The organism is Beutenbergia cavernae DSM 12333 (genome assembly GCF_000023105.1).
In the GTDB taxonomy this organism is placed as follows: domain Bacteria; phylum Actinomycetota; class Actinomycetes; order Actinomycetales; family Beutenbergiaceae; genus Beutenbergia; species Beutenbergia cavernae.
In genome coordinates, this window is sequence record NC_012669.1 from 1,015,381 (window position 1) to 1,031,474 (window position 16,094).

11 protein-coding genes and 1 tRNA gene are annotated in these 16,094 nt (G+C 69.4%); 7 read left to right on the forward strand and 5 right to left on the reverse strand.

Annotation, left to right across the window (positions count from 1 at the left end):
* Positions 1–44: 44 nt before the first annotated feature.
* The 5 genes from BCAV_RS04565 (at position 45) to BCAV_RS04585 (ending at position 5,835) form a co-directional block, all read left to right on the forward strand.
* A complete protein-coding gene (locus BCAV_RS04565; protein ID WP_012725949.1) occupies positions 45–989 on the forward strand; it encodes an NAD-dependent epimerase/dehydratase family protein in 945 nt (314 codons plus the stop codon).
* On the forward strand, positions 986–2,287 hold the full coding sequence (locus BCAV_RS04570) for an enolase C-terminal domain-like protein (RefSeq protein WP_012725950.1): 1,302 nt from the start codon (positions 986–988) through the stop codon (positions 2,285–2,287). The genes BCAV_RS04565 and BCAV_RS04570 overlap by 4 nt, the downstream gene beginning before the upstream one ends.
* Before the next feature lie 168 nt (positions 2,288–2,455).
* Positions 2,456–3,856, forward strand: coding sequence for an ABC transporter substrate-binding protein (locus BCAV_RS04575; protein WP_012725951.1), 1,401 nt, complete (start codon positions 2,456–2,458; stop codon positions 3,854–3,856).
* A gap of 69 nt (positions 3,857–3,925) precedes the next feature.
* On the forward strand, positions 3,926–4,873 hold the full coding sequence (locus tag BCAV_RS04580; protein ID WP_012725952.1) for a carbohydrate ABC transporter permease: 948 nt from the start codon (positions 3,926–3,928) through the stop codon (positions 4,871–4,873).
* 110 nt (positions 4,874–4,983) lie between these two features.
* Complete coding sequence (locus tag BCAV_RS04585) at positions 4,984–5,835, forward strand: carbohydrate ABC transporter permease (RefSeq protein WP_012725953.1); 852 nt, start codon at positions 4,984–4,986, stop codon at positions 5,833–5,835.
* A 7-nt stretch (positions 5,836–5,842) separates the two neighbouring features.
* On the opposite strand, the gene BCAV_RS04590 is transcribed toward BCAV_RS04585, so the two are convergent.
* Positions 5,843–6,850, reverse strand: coding sequence for a LacI family DNA-binding transcriptional regulator (locus BCAV_RS04590; protein WP_012725954.1), 1,008 nt, complete (start codon positions 6,848–6,850; stop codon positions 5,843–5,845).
* An 83-nt stretch (positions 6,851–6,933) separates the two neighbouring features.
* On the opposite strand from BCAV_RS04590, the gene BCAV_RS04595 reads away from it, so the two are divergent.
* Positions 6,934–10,245 carry a sugar-binding protein gene (locus tag BCAV_RS04595; protein WP_144016713.1) on the forward strand — a complete coding sequence of 1,104 codons (3,312 nt, stop codon included), beginning with the start codon at positions 6,934–6,936 and terminating at the stop codon, positions 10,243–10,245.
* Positions 10,246–10,412: 167 nt separating this feature from the next.
* A tRNA-Ala gene (locus tag BCAV_RS04600) sits at positions 10,413–10,485 on the forward strand.
* Positions 10,486–10,581: 96 nt separating this feature from the next.
* On the opposite strand, the gene BCAV_RS04605 is transcribed toward BCAV_RS04600, so the two are convergent.
* The 4 genes from BCAV_RS04605 to BCAV_RS04620 all read right to left on the reverse strand — a co-directional run bounded on the left by BCAV_RS04605 (position 10,582) and on the right by BCAV_RS04620 (position 15,760).
* Complete coding sequence (locus tag BCAV_RS04605; RefSeq protein WP_043346588.1) at positions 10,582–12,825, reverse strand: hypothetical protein; 2,244 nt, start codon at positions 12,823–12,825, stop codon at positions 10,582–10,584.
* Positions 12,813–13,607 (reverse strand): sugar phosphate isomerase/epimerase family protein, encoded by a 795-nt coding sequence (locus BCAV_RS04610; protein WP_012725957.1) that lies wholly within the window; start codon positions 13,605–13,607, stop codon positions 12,813–12,815. The genes BCAV_RS04605 and BCAV_RS04610 overlap by 13 nt, the downstream gene beginning before the upstream one ends.
* A complete protein-coding gene (locus tag BCAV_RS04615) occupies positions 13,604–14,572 on the reverse strand; it encodes a hydroxyacid dehydrogenase (protein WP_222836671.1) in 969 nt (322 codons plus the stop codon). The genes BCAV_RS04610 and BCAV_RS04615 overlap by 4 nt, the downstream gene beginning before the upstream one ends.
* Positions 14,573–14,740: 168 nt before the next feature.
* Complete coding sequence (locus tag BCAV_RS04620; protein ID WP_187292847.1) at positions 14,741–15,760, reverse strand: LacI family DNA-binding transcriptional regulator; 1,020 nt, start codon at positions 15,758–15,760, stop codon at positions 14,741–14,743.
* Positions 15,761–16,094 lie beyond the last annotated feature (334 nt).

Consider the following 16,094-nt stretch of genomic DNA (forward strand, 5'->3'; position numbering starts at 1 on the left):
GTTTCGCTTCGCGTGGCTGAGAGACGACGACGTCGGAGGTTCGTGTGACGGATGGGTTCGCGGGCGCGATCAACGGCGCCGGCCGCCTCCCACTGCCGCGTCACGTCCTCGTGACGGGCGCGGACGGCAGGATCGGGCGCTCCGTCGTGGACGTCCTCGCCGGCGCCGGCGTGACGACCACGGGTCTCTCACCCGGGTGGGAGGCGGCGAGCCGCGCGACGCGGATCGTCACGGGCGACGCCACGTCCGAGGCCGACGTCGCCGACGCGCTCGAGGGCGTGGACGCCGTGGTCCACCTGGCGGCGATCGCGCACCGGGACCTGGGGCGGCCGTACGACGTCTATCGGACGAACACGGACGCGACGTTCAACGTGCTCGCCCAGGCCGGCGAGCGCGGCATCGGCCGGGCGGTCATCGCCTCGAGCATCAACGCGTTCGGCGTACCCATGAACCATCACGACCTCCTCCCGGCGTACTTCCCGATCGACGAGGACATCCCCGAGCACCTCGACGACTGGTACTCGCTGTCCAAGCGCAGCGACGAGCTGACGGCCGAGATGGTGGCGAGCCACTGGGGCATGACCGTCGTGGCGGTGCGGTTTCCGCACGTCAGCACGTGGGAAGCGCTGCGCTCCCACGCGGCGCGCGTGGCCGGTGCGCCGGGCGGTGGGCAGGAGGTCAGGGAGGGGTGGTCCTACCTCGACCTGCGTGACGCCGCAGCATTCGTCCTCGCGGCGCTCACCGCTCCCATCTCCGGCGCCCACGTCGTCGGCGCGTCTGCGCCGGACACGCTCCTCGCCGTCGACTCCGCCGAGCTGCTCGACGCGCACGCCCCCTCCGTGCCGCGCCGCCGTCCGATCGTGGGCCGCGAGAGCCTCGTCGACGTGGCCCGGGCGCGCACCCTCCTCGGGTTCGAAGCCCGCTACTCCCTGCACGAACCCGCGCACGACCCGAACCGGGCACCAACCACCGCCGGAGTGATCCCGTGAGCATCAGCACCGTCACCCCCGAGCTCGACCGCGACCGCGCGGCGGTCCCCGAGCTCGCCCAGCCCTGGTCCGCACCGAGTGACGTCCGGATCACGGGCGTCCGCGCGATCGTCACGGCGCCCGAGGGCATCCCGCTCGTCGTCGTCCGCGTCGACACGTCCGACGACGGGCTGTACGGCCTGGGCTGCGCGACGTTCACGCAGCGGTGGAAGGCCGTGGTCACGTTCGTCGAGGAGCACCTGGCGCGGCTCGTCGTCGGGCGCTACCCCGGTGACATCGAGGACCTCACCCGGCTCGCCCGCTTCTCGGCGTACTGGCGCGAGGGGCCGGTCGGGAACAACGCGATCTCGGGTCTCGACCAGGCGCTGTGGGACATCGCCGGCAAGCGCGCCGGCCGGCCCGTGCACGAGCTGCTCGGCGGGCGGGTCCGGGCCGCAGCTGACACGTACATCCACGCCGGTGGGGCCGACGTCGCCGAGACGCTCGACCGCGCGGAGGAGTTCGTCGGACGCGGCTGGCGGCACGTCCGGCTGCAGGTGGCGCAGCCCGGGCTCGGCTCCTACGGCGCGCCGCGACTCGACGGCGAGACGGTACCCGGGGCGCCCTTCCCGCGCGGGTGGCGGGTGGGGGAGTACCTCACGCGCACGTCGGCCCTGTTCGAGGCGGCGCGGGACCGCCTGGGGGAGGACGTCGAGCTCCTCCACGACGTCCACTCGCGACTGACGCCGAAGCAGGCGGTGGTGCTCGCGCGATCGCTCGAGCCGTACCGACTGTTCTTCCTCGAGGACGTCCTGCCGCCCGAGCACTGGGACGCGCTGCCGGGCGTGCGCGCCGCGTCGCCCGTGCCGATCGCCGTCGGCGAGCTGACGACGTCGATGACCGACGCGGCACGCCTCGTGCTGGGGGGCGGCGTCGACCTCATCCGCTCCCACATCTCGGCGATCGGCGGGCTCACGCCGGCGAGGAAGCTCGCGGCCGCCGCCGAGCTGGTCGGCGTCCGCACGGCCTGGCACGCCCCCGGCGACACGTCGCCCGTGGGTGCCGCGGCGAACGTCGCGCTCGATGTGACGTCACCCGCGTTCGGGATCCAGGAGGGGCACGTCTACTCCGAGGCCGTGCACGAGGTGTTCCCGGGCACGCTCCGGATCGCCGACGGGTGGCTCACGCCGAACGAGGCACCGGGCTGGGGGATCGACATCGACGAGCGTGCCGCGGCCCGGCATCCCGCCGGACTCTCCGGGCACGATGCGTGGGCCGCCGGTGTCCGCGGGATCGACGGGGGGCTGATCGCCCCATGACCTGCGTGAACAGGAATCTGCGGCCGAGGATCGACGTTGTGCCGAAGCGGTTTCGCCTCATCTGGACAGGAGGTGAACACGGGGGTGAATACACTCCCGGAATGCCCTGACAGCACGATCATGAAATCGCCCGGATACCGACGCCCGGGCTCGATCGAAGGAGTTTCAATGACGAGACGCATTCTGCGGCGATCCGCACCCGGCGCGGTGACGCTCGTCGCCGCCCTGACGTTGACCCTGGCTGCGTGCAGCAGTGGGAGCGACCCCGAGGCCGGCGGTACCGAACCGGCCGAGATCGATACGGACGCCCCCGTGACCATCAGCGTCGGTGGCAAGCCGACCACCGAGAATCCCGAGCAGCTCGCGGACTTCGAGCGACAGGTCGAGGACTTCACCGCCGCCTACCCGAACATCACGATCGAGGCCGAGGAGACTGAGTGGGAAGCGGACACGTTCCAGGCCATGCTCGCGGGTGGCACGATGCCGACCACGATGAACGTCCCGTTCACCGAGATCGGCGCTCTCATCGAGCGTGGTCAGGTCGCTGACGTCACCGACTACCTCGCCGGGAGCGAGGTGCTCGAGCAGCTCAACCCGACGGTGATGGACGTCGTCACGGACGACGAGGAGCGCGTCTGGGGCGTACCCATCGCCGCGTACACCATGGGGCTGCTGTACAACCGGGCCCTCTTCGAGCAGGCGGGGCTCGATCCCGACGACCCGCCTCAGACATGGGACGACGTGCGGTCCGCTGCCCAAGCGATCGACGAGGCGACCGATGCGCAGGGCTTCGCAACCATGACGCTCGACAACACCGGCGGCTGGGTCCTGACGACGACCTCCTACGGCTTCGGCAGCACGATCCAGAGCGACGACGGGGCCACCGCGACGCTCGACAACCCGGCCACGGCGGAAGTGCTCGAGCTCTACCGCACGCTGCGGTGGGAGGACAACACGATGGGGTCGAACTTCCTGCTCAACTACGACGACGCCGTCAACGCGTTCGCGTCCGGGCAGATCGGGATGTTCATCCAGGGCGCGGACAACTACGGGAACATGGTCACGAACCGCGGGATGGCGCCTGAGGACTTCGGCGTGGCGCCACTTCCGCAGACTGAGGACGGGATCGGCACCCTCGGAGGCGGGACGATCTCGATCGTCAACCCGGAGGCGACACCCGAGGAGATCGCCGCCGCGCTCGCGTGGATCGAGTTCAAGAGCTTCCGGCAGTACACCGACGAGGAGATCGCCGTCGCGAACGCGGAGGCTCGTGTGGCGGACGGGCTCCCGGTCGGTGCACCAGGCCTCCGGGTGGTGAACGAAGAGGTCTACGAGCAGTACAGCGAGTGGGTCACGCCGTTGATCAACGTGCCTCGGGAGAACTGGGAGCTGTATCTCTCCACGGTGGAGGAGATCCCGCTCATCCCCGAGCCCGCGACGAAGGCCCAGGAGCTGTACGCGCTCCTCGACCCAGTGGTCCAGGCGGTGCTCACGCGGGAGGACGCCGACATCGAGCAGCTGCTCGCCGACGCGCAGGGCTCGGCTCAAGCGGCCATCGACGCCGGTTGACATCCCCGGTGGTGCGGCCGGGGAGCCCGGCCGCACCACCGCCGATCGCGAAGGAGCGAAGGAACGCGCATGGTTGCACTCGACACCGAATCCCGGCCTGTCGCCCGCGCACCCGGGACCCGCCGGAGAGGGAGTCGCACCCCGGCCTCATGGGTCAGGCGCGGCGGTCTGACGACCCTGATCTTCTTTGTCCCACTACTCCTGAGCTTCTCGTACTTCTCGTGGTGGCCGATCCTCCGCAGCGTCGTCCTGAGTCTGCAGCAGACGAACTTCATCGTCACGGAGTGGGTCGGACTGGCCAACTTCCAGCGAGTCCTGGCCGATCCGCTCCTCGCCACCGCGGTGTGGAACACGACCTACTTCACGTTGCTCGCGCTCCTGATCGGCTTCCCCGTCCCGATCCTCATGGCTGTCGTCGTCGCGGAGATGCGTCGCACGCGTGGCCTCGCGTCCGTGCTCGCGTACCTGCCCGTGATCATCCCTCCCGTCGTCGCAGTTCTGCTCTGGAAGACGTTCTACCGACCCGACGAGGCTGGTCTCTTCAACACCGTCCTCGGGTGGTTCGGCCTCGGGCCGTTCCAGTGGCTCAACGACCCGAGCATGGTGATCCCCGCGATCGTCGTTCAGGCGACGTGGGCAAGCTTCGGCACCGCCGTCATCATCTACCTCGCCACCCTCATGACGATCCGTACCGAGCTGTACGAGGCGGCGGAGATCGACGGGGCAAAGATCCTGCGTCGGTTCTGGCACGTGACGTTGCCCCAGATGCGCGGGATCCTCCTGATCATGCTGCTCCTCCAGGTGATCGGGACGTTCCAGGTATTCACGGAGCCATACATCATGACGGGTGGCGGACCGGAGAACCACAGCGTCACGATCCTCATGCTCATCTACCGCTATGCATTCATCTCGGGCGACTACGGGCGCGCCACGGCGCTCAGCCTGATCCTCGCGGTCGCACTCTCCGCGCTGTCCGCGATCTACCTCTGGGCGACCCGGCGTTGGAGCACCTCATGAGCGCACAGCTCGGCGCGCAGGGCGCGCCTCTCGCACCGACATCGGGTCCGCAGCGGAACCGTCGTCGCCGTCGCTCTGACGCGGACGGAGAGCGGAGCATCATCTCGACGATGGACCAGAAGTCGCCGTTCGTGCGCGGCGCCGTCCTGGTCGCTGGCCTAATCGTCCTGGTCGCCCTCGTTGTGACGTGCGCCGGCCCGTTGTTCTGGCTCTTCAAGGCCGCGACGTCGACGTCGACGGAGACGCTCGCCCAGCCGTTCGCGCTCTGGCCGAGCGGACTCCACTGGGAGAACCTCGTGGAGGCGTGGAGCTCCGTGCGGTTCGGTACGTACCTGCGGAACACGCTGGTCGTGTGCGTCGGCACCTGGTTCTTCGGGCTCCTCGTGGCGACCACGGGCGGCTACGGACTGGCGGTGCTCCGTCCCGCGTACGCGAAGGTCGTGTCGGCCGCTGTGCTCGCCACGCTCTTCATTCCCGGCGTCATCTCGCTGGTGTCGCTTTACCTGACCGTTGTCAACGTGCCGTTGTTCAACGTGAACCTGCTGAACACGTTCTGGGCCGTGTGGCTCCCGGCGTCCGCGAGCGCGTTCAACGTCCTGCTCATGTCGCGCTTCTTCCAGGCGATTCCACGCGATCTGTTCGACGCCGCTCGGATCGACGGTGCGGGCGCCTACCGGGTGTTCTGGAGCCTGGTCCTGCCGCTCGCCCGACCCATCCTCGGCGTCGTCTCGCTGCTGACACTCATCGGGGCGTACAAGGACTTCCTGTGGCCTCTCCTGGTGCTCCCCAACCCGGACCTGCAGCCGATCTCCGTGGCACTGCCGCGTGTGGAGTCGTCGACGGATCTCGGAGTCTTCATGGCCGCGTTGTTCATCTCCGTCGTGATACCGGTGCTGCTGTTCCTCGCGTTCCAGCGCCAGTTCCTCCGCGCAGCCGGAAGTGCGGGAGCGATCAAGGAGTAGGCCGTGCTCAGGACGCCGTTGAACGGCCGACGAAGAGGGTCGGTCGCTGGCGGCGCTGCCCCGGCGCAAGGTCGCCGGCGACGACGTGCGCAGCGGCAGCCTCGCCCATCCCAGCGAGACCGACGTCGATCGTCGTGAGATGCCGCGCCGCGGTGCTCTGGTCGACGATCAGCCCCTCCCAGTTGTCGACGCCTACGAGCGCGACATCCTCCGGCACGCGTCGTCCGGCCCTCGTGAGCACGTCCTCGACGCCGCGCGCGATGTGGTCATTGCCGCAGAAGACGGCGTCGATGTCCCGACCCTCTGCCAGCATGCGCTCGGCGGCCTCGCGCCCCCACTGCTCGACCCACGTCCCGTGGAGCGTCTCGCCAGCCTGCTCGAGACCCGCGGCGTCCAGAGCTTCTCGCAAGCCGTCGAGACGGAGAAGCGCCGCGATGTCGTCGGACCCTGCCGTGATGCACGCGATGCGGCGGCGGCCCCGGTCGACGAGGTGTTCGCCGGCGAGTCGCCCGATGCCCACGTTGTCGGGGACGAACATGGTGTCCGTCGGGTCGTCCGAGAGCGTGAAGGCGTACGACACCGGGACCGCGAACTCGGAGGTGACCGACCGGGTGCGGTGGGACAGGCCGTCGCCGATCACGACGACGCCGTCGATCCGCCGTGCGTTGAGCTGACGGATGCTCTCCGCAATGTCGTGCCGCCCCATGCGTGCGTCGTAGAGGAGGACCGCCTGTTCGTGGGAGCCGAGGTAGGTCGCAGCCGCGATGATCACCGGTCGGGCGAACGTGCTCTCGGCCCGGTCGGTGAGGATCGCGACGGTCCGGCTCCGCCCGAGAGCGAAGGACTGGGCGAGGGCGTTCGGCCGGAAGTCCAGGCGACGAGCCGCCTCCTCGATGCGTGCCCGCGTCTCGGCGGAGATGCGTCCTCCGCCGTTGAGCGCCTTCGACGCGGTCGAGAGGGACACTCCGGCGACGGCGGCGACGTCGCTGAGCGTCACGTTCTTCTTCGCAGCCATGTGGTGATCGTAGTGCGTGGCTCGTAAAGGGGTCGCGATGGGGGTTGACAGTCACGCGTCGACCCGACCAGACTCGAGCACGGTTGCGAAAGCGGTTGCTCACTATGTCGATGAGGACGCGCAAGGAGCTCAGCATGTCGCCCAGAACCTCATTCCCTCTCCGCATGCTCGCCGCAGCCGTGGGGGTTTTCGTCATTGCGGGGGCCTTCGTCCCGCCCGCGACGGCCGACCCACCGCTCGAGGACTTCGTGCTCGGAGACTTCGAGTCACCGTCCGAAGGGTGGTCGGTCGTGCCGGCGGCGGGTGGCGCCGGCTCGTACGAGATCGTCACAGGAGATGCCCGCGCGGGCGACGCCTCGGCGCAGGTCCAGGTCGACCTCAGCAACGGGGGCTACGTCGAGTTCCGGCGTCATCTCGACGAGATCGATGTGCTCTCGTTCCAGTTCTCCGTTCGCACGGCCGACGTCAACGAGCTCTCAGTTCGTCTCACCGATGCGACTGGCCAGTCGTTCCAGCAGCGCGTCACCGTCGCCGCCGACAGTGCGTGGCAGGACATCGTCGTCGCTGACCTCGACGGCGGGACGTTCCCGGAGCACTGGGGTGGTGCGAACGACGGCGTCTGGCGGGGGCCGGCCACGGAGATCGCCATCATCGTCAACCACTGGCAGATCGTCGCCGGAACCGAGGCGACCCTCGACGTCGACGCCGTGTCAGCGCACCTCGCGCCGCCGGCTCTCGATCTTCAGCTGGCGACGCTCGGCAACGTGTTCGTGACGCCCGCCGCACCCGAGGTGAACTTCACCGGCGCCGCCGGCTCCACGGTGGAGTACCGGGTGTACGACGTCGGCAACAACCAGGTCACCACTGGCGCCGTCACCAACACCGAAGGCGCGGGGACGATCGAGATCGGGGCGCTGCCCGAGGGCTACTACCGTCTGCAGGCCACCCAGACGATCGACGGGCAACCGGCCTCGTCGTCCGCCACGACCCTCGCCGTCGTCGGCCCGCATCCGGATCCCGCGAGCTCACCGTTCGCCGCCGCCGTCTCGCACCGCCAGCTCCCCGCGGGGAGTGCCCCGCTGGCCGCGCTGGCGGGCGACTCGTACTACCGACCGTCGTTGGACTGGACGGCCATGGAGCGCACCGCCGGCGTTTACACGTTCAACGCGTCGTGGCAGAACCAGACCATCGAGGCGCGCGACGCGGGCCTGACGCCGCTGCCGATCTGCGCGTACACGAACCCGCTGTACGACAACAACGCGACACCGCATACGGACGCCGGCCGCGATGCGTTCGCCAACTACTGTGCCGCACTGGTCCAGGGCTACGCCGACATCGGCAACCCGGCCCCCGCCGTCGAGGTCTACAACGAGTTCAACGCGAGGTTCGGCGACCTGGGAGACGGGCCGGCCAACTCCACCCCGGAGTACTACTACCCGCTGCTCCAGGCCACCTACGAGGCGGTCAAGGCGGCCAACCCGGAGACCCTCGTCGTCGGACCCGCGGTGAGCTGGCCGGACCTGGGCTGGCTGGAGACGCTCTTCGCCCTGGGAGCCCTGGAGTACATGGACGTCGTGTCCGTGCACTACCCCGGCGACCCGCCGGAGGCGGCGATCGCGAACCTCGAGGCCGTGGACGCGTTGGTCCGCGAGTACAACGACGGTCAGAGCAAGCCGATCTACGTCACCGAGTGGGGCTGGTCGAGCCGCACCGGAAGCGTCGACGAGCACACCCAGGCCTCCTACGCTGCGCGTTCGGGCATCATCGGCCTGAGTCAGGGTGTGGAGCGGAACTTCTGGTACGACTTCAACAACGACGGGCTCGACCCGGCGGACCACGAGAGCAACTTCGGTCTGCTGCGCAACGCGGCCGACCCGCTCGGCGCTCTCACCCCGAAGCCGTCCTATGCATCGCACGCCACGATGAGCCGACTGCTCACCGGTACGACGTTCGCCGGCTCGCGGGAGGTCGCCGAGGGGGTGACCCTGTACAGGTTCCACGAGGCCGGCGCCACGACAGCCGCGCTGTGGTCCACAGCCGGCGCGCGGACCGTCAGCATCACGACACCGGAGCCGGTGACCGTCGTCGAGATGACGGGCCGATCCCGCATCCTCGAGCCGTACGGAGGCAGGGTCGAGCTGACGGTCACCGGCGACCCCGTCTACGTGATCGGGCAGACCGGCACGTACAGCGTGGCCGACGGCGGTCGGTTCACCCTGACCGCAGCCAGCCCGTCGCTCGCCGGCGACGACATCCAGCTGAGCCTGGACGTCGACAAGGTCGGCCCGGCGACGGACCTGGCCATCACCGTCAACGGGATCACCGTCCCGGTGCAGGTCCGCGCGGGGCGGGCGGCGGCGCAGATCCCCATCACCGTCCCTGACACCGGTCTGCTCGGTACCCGCAACCTCGTCGGCATCATCACCTCGAACGGGACCCCGGTCGCGCGGCTGAGCGCCGACGTCGAGGTCCTGTCCACACCGGTCACGGTCAGCGCCGTCCACGCGTTGCGGGAGGACGCTGACGTGCTGTCTGTGGAAGTTGCCAACGAGGTCGCCACGGACCAGCCGGTCGGGGATCTGACTTGGCAGCTCGGTGGGAGCAGCGGAACGGAGACGATCGGGACGGTGCCCGCCGGCCAGACCGTCACGCTCGACGTTCCGACCACCGGACTCGCCGCCCCGGGCACGCATCCGTGGTCCGTCGAGCTGGCCATGCCGGACGGGGAGGCGATTGCCGCCAGCGGGAGGTTGGTCCTGGTCGATCCCGCCGCAGTGAGCGCATTGCACCAGCAGACGATCACCGTGGACGGCGTCCCCGATGATCTGAGCGGGATCACGCCGATCGACCTGGATGTCGACGGTGAGGTGAGGCAGATCCCCGACTGGGGTGGCGCCGCGGACCTGGGTGGCGACGTCTGGTGGACCTGGGACGACGAGAACCTCTACCTGACGGCGGCGATCACGGACAACGTGCACGCCCAGCCGGGTCTCAACGACACGATCTGGACCGGTGACAGCATCCAGTTCTCCGCCGTGGCCGGCACACCAGGAGAGGACCTGACCGGCTACTACGAGTACGGCCTCGCGCTCACGAGTCAAGGCCCGCAGGTCTTCCGATGGAACGGCGGCGGCGGCATCCTGCCTAACGGACCGGTCGCCGCCGTCGACCTCGCGGCCAGCCGTGACGAGGCCACGCAGACCACGGTCTACGAGATGGCGATGCCGTGGAGCGAGCTGGCTCCGTTCGACCCTGCCGATCGGCTGCTTGCGCTGTCGTTCCTCGTCAACGAGAACGACGGCGCCATCCGCCGGGGGTGGGTGGAGTGGGGGTCCGGGATCGGGTCGGGCAAGAACCCCGCTCTCTACCAGAGCACCAGGCTCGACCCCCAGTAGCCGTATCGGGCCGGATGGAGGTCACTCAGCGGGCTGGGAACGGCCCGACCCACGACGGCGAGGGGCCCGGGACTGCAACCACCCGGGCCCCTCGCTCCCCGGTTGGATCGGTGTGATCACACGCCGCACGAGGTGTTAATCTGGTCCCCGCTCTTCCAGAACATCCTGGGGCTGTGGCGCAATTGGTAGCGCACCTCGGTCGCATCGAGGGGGTTAGGGGTTCGAGTCCCCTCAGCTCCACAGACGGAAGGCCCTGGTCCACACGGACCAGGGCCTTCGTCATGTTCGGGAGCGCCGCGAGCGGTGCGGCTCGCGATCCGGGTGGGTCCTTGCGAGCTACGGCGAAGCGCTGGGCCGTACCTGCACCTCATCGACGACCGAGACCGCGATCTCACCAGGCGAGAGGGCGCCCGACTCAGATCCGGATACGAGCGGGCTTCCGGCCGAGGGCGCCCGCACGCGCGACGTCCCGAGGTTGGCTGCGATGAAGTACCTCCGCCCGTCGGCGCCTGTCACCCAGATTGCTCGGACGCCCTCAGAACGCACCTCTGTATCCTCCTTCGCAGCGCCGGCGACGGCCGCCGTCTCCGACGCGTCGGCGTCGGACACCACGATCCAGCCGATGTCGAGCAGGTCAGAGCCGGGCGTCGCTCGGAATGGTCCGTGACGCAGCGGGAAGGCCACTTCGTCCACGTGGAGCGATCCGAAGCGGCCGCCGAGTCGACCCCGATGGCGGACCAGCTGCAGCTCGGGAGCCCCGTAGACCCCGACGAGGCCGAGCACTCCGTCAATGCATGCCCACTGCCCGAGCGAGCGGACATCGTCCTCTCCGGCTGAGGCCGCCCACATTCCTTGGGCCGTGCTGATCTGACGGGTCGAGGGCGAGAAGATGTCGTTCGGGACCCCCAGATGAAGCCCCTGCAGCTCCGCGACGATCGGGCTCCACGTGCCGACCGTGCAGCGATGGAATCCGACGACCGTGCGCTCGTCCGGCAGCGCGACGAACGCGAGGCGAGACAGCGCGGCATGCTCTCCGGTCCAGCTCTCGTCGAGCGCGAGAGATCGGCCTTCGACAACCTCACCGCTCGTGGCGAACCCGCCGTCGAACTCCTGCGTCCGGTAGGCGACGAGTTCTCGCGACAGTCTTCCGTCTGGTGCGGAGTCGCCGGCGAACCTCACCCGCCCGCCGAGATTCTGATCCCACTCCGCGAGGTCACCGCGCCCAGGTGGGAGGGCGAGCCCAGCGGCGAGCCCGTGCGCGCGCCAGGCGAACGACGTGAACCGACGGGGCGAGCGGTGGAGCACGACGCCGTGGTCGGGCTCGCTCCAGCTTCCCCCCACCGCCTCTTCAAGGGTCTCCGCCGGGCGCTCGATGGGCGCGAGCACAGGAAGGTGGACGGCGACCAGGCTGAGCGCATTCGCCCGGTCGCCCTCGAGCCGTGTCGAGTAGTACGGGTTGCGCATTGCGAGCCCAGCGAGCCGTTCACCGAAGAAGCTCCCGTTCTCACTGGCGTCTTGATCGCGCTGCAGCGTCGCGAGCATCCGATCGAGGACAGGGATCGCGTGGGGGTCGCCGAACTCGCCCGCGGCGTACATCAGCGCCGGTGCGAGATACTCCTGGCAGTACGTATACCGCGTCCGGCTGTCGCCGCCGACTCGCGCGAGGCGGCCGTCGCCGAAGATCATCCGGCGCAGAACAGCCCAGAGGCCGCGCTGCCCATGGACGAGCAGCGGTGGCGCCGACCAGCCCTCGACGTTCGCATCGAGCTGCGCGATCGCGGCGTTGCTCACGCAGATCGCCATGTAGCCCACGTTCAGGTAGCCGTGGTGATCGAACGCGAAGTGCGGGAAGAAGTTCGCGCCCCGATGGCGTGTCCGGATCTCGGGGTCCGCGGTCTCCAGGTCACTGGCTCGGCTGACGCCGTTGGCAAGGAACGTGAGGCTCGTGTCCCTCCAGCGGGCGGCGTGCGGGTGCTGCGGATAGCGCTCGGCCGTTCGCCAGAGGAACGCACCGTTCCAGATGTTCGACTCGGCGTGATTGCGCGCGGAGGCGTCCCACAGGTCGGCCACGATCCCGACGACGGCACCCCGTTGATAATCGCTGGAGAGCCAGTCCGCCTCCGCGCACATCACCGCGTGCAGGGCGGCGTGGTCCTCGTCCGTCAGGTGGGGGCGGAGGCTGGCGATTCCGTGCATCATCCGCTCGAGCCCGAGGACGCTGATCCAGGTCAGACCCCATGGCTTCCCGTCGGCACACACACCTCCCCGCGCGACATGGCTGTCGAGCCCCGCACGCAGGCTGCCGAGCGCGCGGTCGAGCGCCCACTCGCGGTCGACGCCGGCCGGGGTCCGGGCGTGGGTCGCCAGCGTAGCCATCGCCGCCGTGTACTTCTGATTGGTCTGGACTCCCCACACGGTGTACCCGCTGCCGAACCATCCGGTGCCCGGCCGGGGCGCGGGGATCCACGCGGACTCGGACCACGACGCCCATCGTGCGAGCGAGTCGAGAGCCGCGTCGACGATCTCGTCGGTCGTTCGTGGTGACGCGACTGCTGGTGCGAGACCGTTCACGAGAGCCACGCTCTCATCCCGGAAGCTGCTCGTTCCAGTGGCGAGAGCTCGGAGTGCCAGCGGCGTTCCCACTCGAGGACGACGAGGGTGTCGGCGTCCAGCGCGCTGCAGCACTCCCCGATGGGGAACGACCCGGCTCCCAGGGCAACGGGTGCCGGGTCCGAGATTCTCCGGACGTCCTTCACCTGCACCCAGGCCAGCCATCCCGCTAGCCCCGCTCGTGTGGCGCCAAAGCCTTCTCCCGCTGCCCAGCTGTGGACCGCGTCCCAGATCACACCGACGCGTCGGCGGCCTACCGGAGACTCCAACGCGTCGAGAATCCGCCTGACGCGGGCCGCCGTCGGATGGCTGTCGTGGGTCTCCAGCAGCAGATCCACGCCCGCGTGATCGGCCGACTCGGCCCCGCCGTCGAGAAGCCGCACGCTGCGCCGCTCGCCGGGACTCAAGCCGCCGCCGTCGTACGGTTCGTCGCCGACGAAGAGTCTCACGCCCCCGGCGCCGACATCGTGTGCGAGCTGGATGCTCGCCTCGAGATCGACCATGAGATCGGGACGGGTTGAGCTCGTCGCGAGATAGGTGTTGACCGAGAGGATCCGCACCCCCGCGCCATCGAAGGCGTCCCGCCACTGCGCGCGCTCGGCGGTGCTCGAATGCAAGCCGATCTGCTCATCGTCACCGATCCGGAGCTCCACCGCATCGAACCCGACGCGCGTCGCGAGCGCCACGATGTCGCCGGCGGACGCCCCCGGAACACCGAGCGTCGAGAAGCCCAGCGGGCGACGGACGCTCACGCGGAGACCTCCAGTCGCCCCGGATCCACGAGCCCCACGAGCGGCATCCCTGCGCAGTAGCGCTCGAGCTCGTCGGCGACGAAGTGGCCGATGAGCTCCGCATCGGCTCCGTTCGCGCCGGCGATATGCGGCGTCACGAGCACGTTGGGCATCCTCAGCAGCGGATGCTCGGGCGGAAGGGGCTCCGGGTCCGTGACGTCGAGAACGGCGTCGATGCGGCCGGTCGCGCACTCCGCAGTGAGGGCATCCGTGTCGATCAGCCTGCCACGCGCGGTGTTGATGACGATCGAGCCGTCCGCAAGGAGGGCTAGACGCCGGGCATCGAGGAGGCGGTGGGTGCTGGGCAGGCTCGGCGCGTGGACCGTGACGATGTCGGAGCGTCGGCACAGATCATCGATGCCGACCGACGTCGCACCGAGGCGTCCCGCCTCGGCCGGCTCGAGGAGCGGGTCATACACGAGGACCTCCAGTCCCAGCTCAGTGAGTTCACGGATGACATCGCGCCCGATCCTCGATGCGCCGACGACGCCGACTGTGCGGTCGAAGACGCTCGAGCCGATCTTTTCCCTCCGTGTGCCGAAGCCGTGCTCAGAATATTGCCGCGCGAGCGGAAGGGCGCGCTTCGCTGCGAGGATGATCGCCGCGACCGTGAACTTGCTCACCGGCGAGTTGACGATCGTGGCCGCGGAACTCACCCGGATGCCTCGCTCCCAGACGTCGATCGCGAGATGATCCTTGACCGTCCCTGCGGCGTGGACCACGAGCTCCAGGTTCGGCATGGAATCCAGCAGTTCGACGTCGACGGGCGGCGAGCCCCAGCCCGTGATGAGGACCGCGACTCCGCCGAGCCGCGGATGCGGTGGCCACTCCGCGGCGATCGGAACCGGACCCACGAGTTCGACCAGGCCCGCGATGCGTTCGCGAGCCCCGGCGGTGATCACTTCGTCGAACGCCTCCGCCCGCATGGCAAGCATGGCGAGTGGGCGCTGTGGGAGCACGGCCCCGCTCGGGGCTGTAAGACTTACGCAAGACATACCGGAGAGTAGGCACCGCTGACCGTCGGGCGCAAGCCACCGGCTCTCGACGGCCGCCGCACCTCCGACGCGGGTCGGCGTGTGGGAGTGCCCCGAGCGTCAGAGCTGGGCGACCGAGTCCCGGACGACCAGGTGCGTGCCGAGCACGACGCGCTCGAACCCCGAGCCACGCCCTGGGCGTCGCGTCGCCAGACGCACGGCCTCGGTTCCGAGCTCCTCGTGCGGGAGGTGCACACTCGTCAGCGACGGGCTCAGTGCGACCGCCAACGGGCTGTCGTCGTAACCGACGAGCGACACGTCGTCGGGAACCCGCAGGCCCGCACCCCGAAGGACCGTCAGCGCGCCGGCCGCCATCTCGTCGTTGCCCGCGAAGACGGCGGTGAAGTCGTGACCGCGCGCGAGCAGCTCGCGGACCGCGCCATTGCCCCCCGCGCGATCCTGACCGGCGCTCCAGACGATCAGCTGCTCGTCGATCTCGACGCCCGCCGCGGCCATCGCCTTCCGGTATCCCGAGAGACGCTGTTCGCCCGTCGTCATCCCGGGCATGCCGGGGAGCAGTGCGATACGCCGGTGACCGCGCGAGATGAGGTGACTCGTCGCGGAGTACGCGCCGCCCTCGTTCTCGTACTCGACGACGAGCTGTGGTACCGACTCGTCGATCGGCGGGCGTCCGGCGAAGACCAGGACACCTCCACGGTTCGTCAGAAGTCTCTCGACGTCCACCATGCGGCGGGCGTACTCGGCGGTGGGGCGGACTCCTCCGACCACGATCACGGCCCCGATGTCCTGGCGGTTCGCGAGCATGGAGAGAATCTCGATCTCGCGCTCTGCGGAGTACGACGTCGTGCAGACGACCGTGAGGAGCTCGGACGCGGTCGCGGTCCGCTCTGCGCCACGGATGACATCCACCAGCAGGCCGCTGCCGAGATCGTTCACCACGACGGCGATCAGGTCCGAGTCGGTGTGATCGGGGCTCTTCGGCGGCCGATAGCCGGTGTCGGCCACGGCCCGCAGGACGCGGGCCTCGACCTCCGGCGAGACGTAGCCACTGCCGCGCAGCACCCGAGACACGGATGCGGAGGACACCCCAGCGGCACCGGCGACGTCCTGCAGAGTCACGTCCCGCCGCTTGGGCCTCGTCCTTGCCATGGTCGTCCGATCATCCCGGCGTCGGTCGGTTCACGCCGCGCGAGGACCGAACCTAGCACGCGGTGTTCGCGGGCCTTCCGGTGCTCGGGGCGATGGCGTGCGGGCTGGGGATTGACTCGAAGCGCCCGCCTGGCTACCGTGTGTATGGCTTACGTACGGCTTACTCGCCGTGGCGACGGACCACTTCGTTCTACTCGATGAGGAGCACTCATGAACGACACCCGACGAGTTGGTCGCTCGACGACAGCCGCCTTCGCGGCGATCGCCGTGAGCGCTGCGCTCGCGGCTTGCGGAGGGACCGCTC

Bases quoted from the DNA above. Each gene is read 5' to 3' on its own strand.
- BCAV_RS04575 (WP_012725951.1), top strand. From the start codon at position 2,456: ATGACGAGACGCATTCTGCGGCGATCCGCACCCGGCGCGGTGACGCTC.
- BCAV_RS04580 (WP_012725952.1), top strand. From the start codon at position 3,926: ATGGTTGCACTCGACACCGAATCCCGGCCTGTCGCCCGCGCACCCGGG.
- BCAV_RS04585 (WP_012725953.1), top strand. From the start codon at position 4,984: ATGGACCAGAAGTCGCCGTTCGTGCGCGGCGCCGTCCTGGTCGCTGGC.
- BCAV_RS04590 (WP_012725954.1), bottom strand. From the start codon at position 6,850: ATGGCTGCGAAGAAGAACGTGACGCTCAGCGACGTCGCCGCCGTCGCC.
- BCAV_RS04615 (WP_222836671.1), bottom strand. From the start codon at position 14,572: ATGCGGGCGGAGGCGTTCGACGAAGTGATCACCGCCGGGGCTCGCGAA.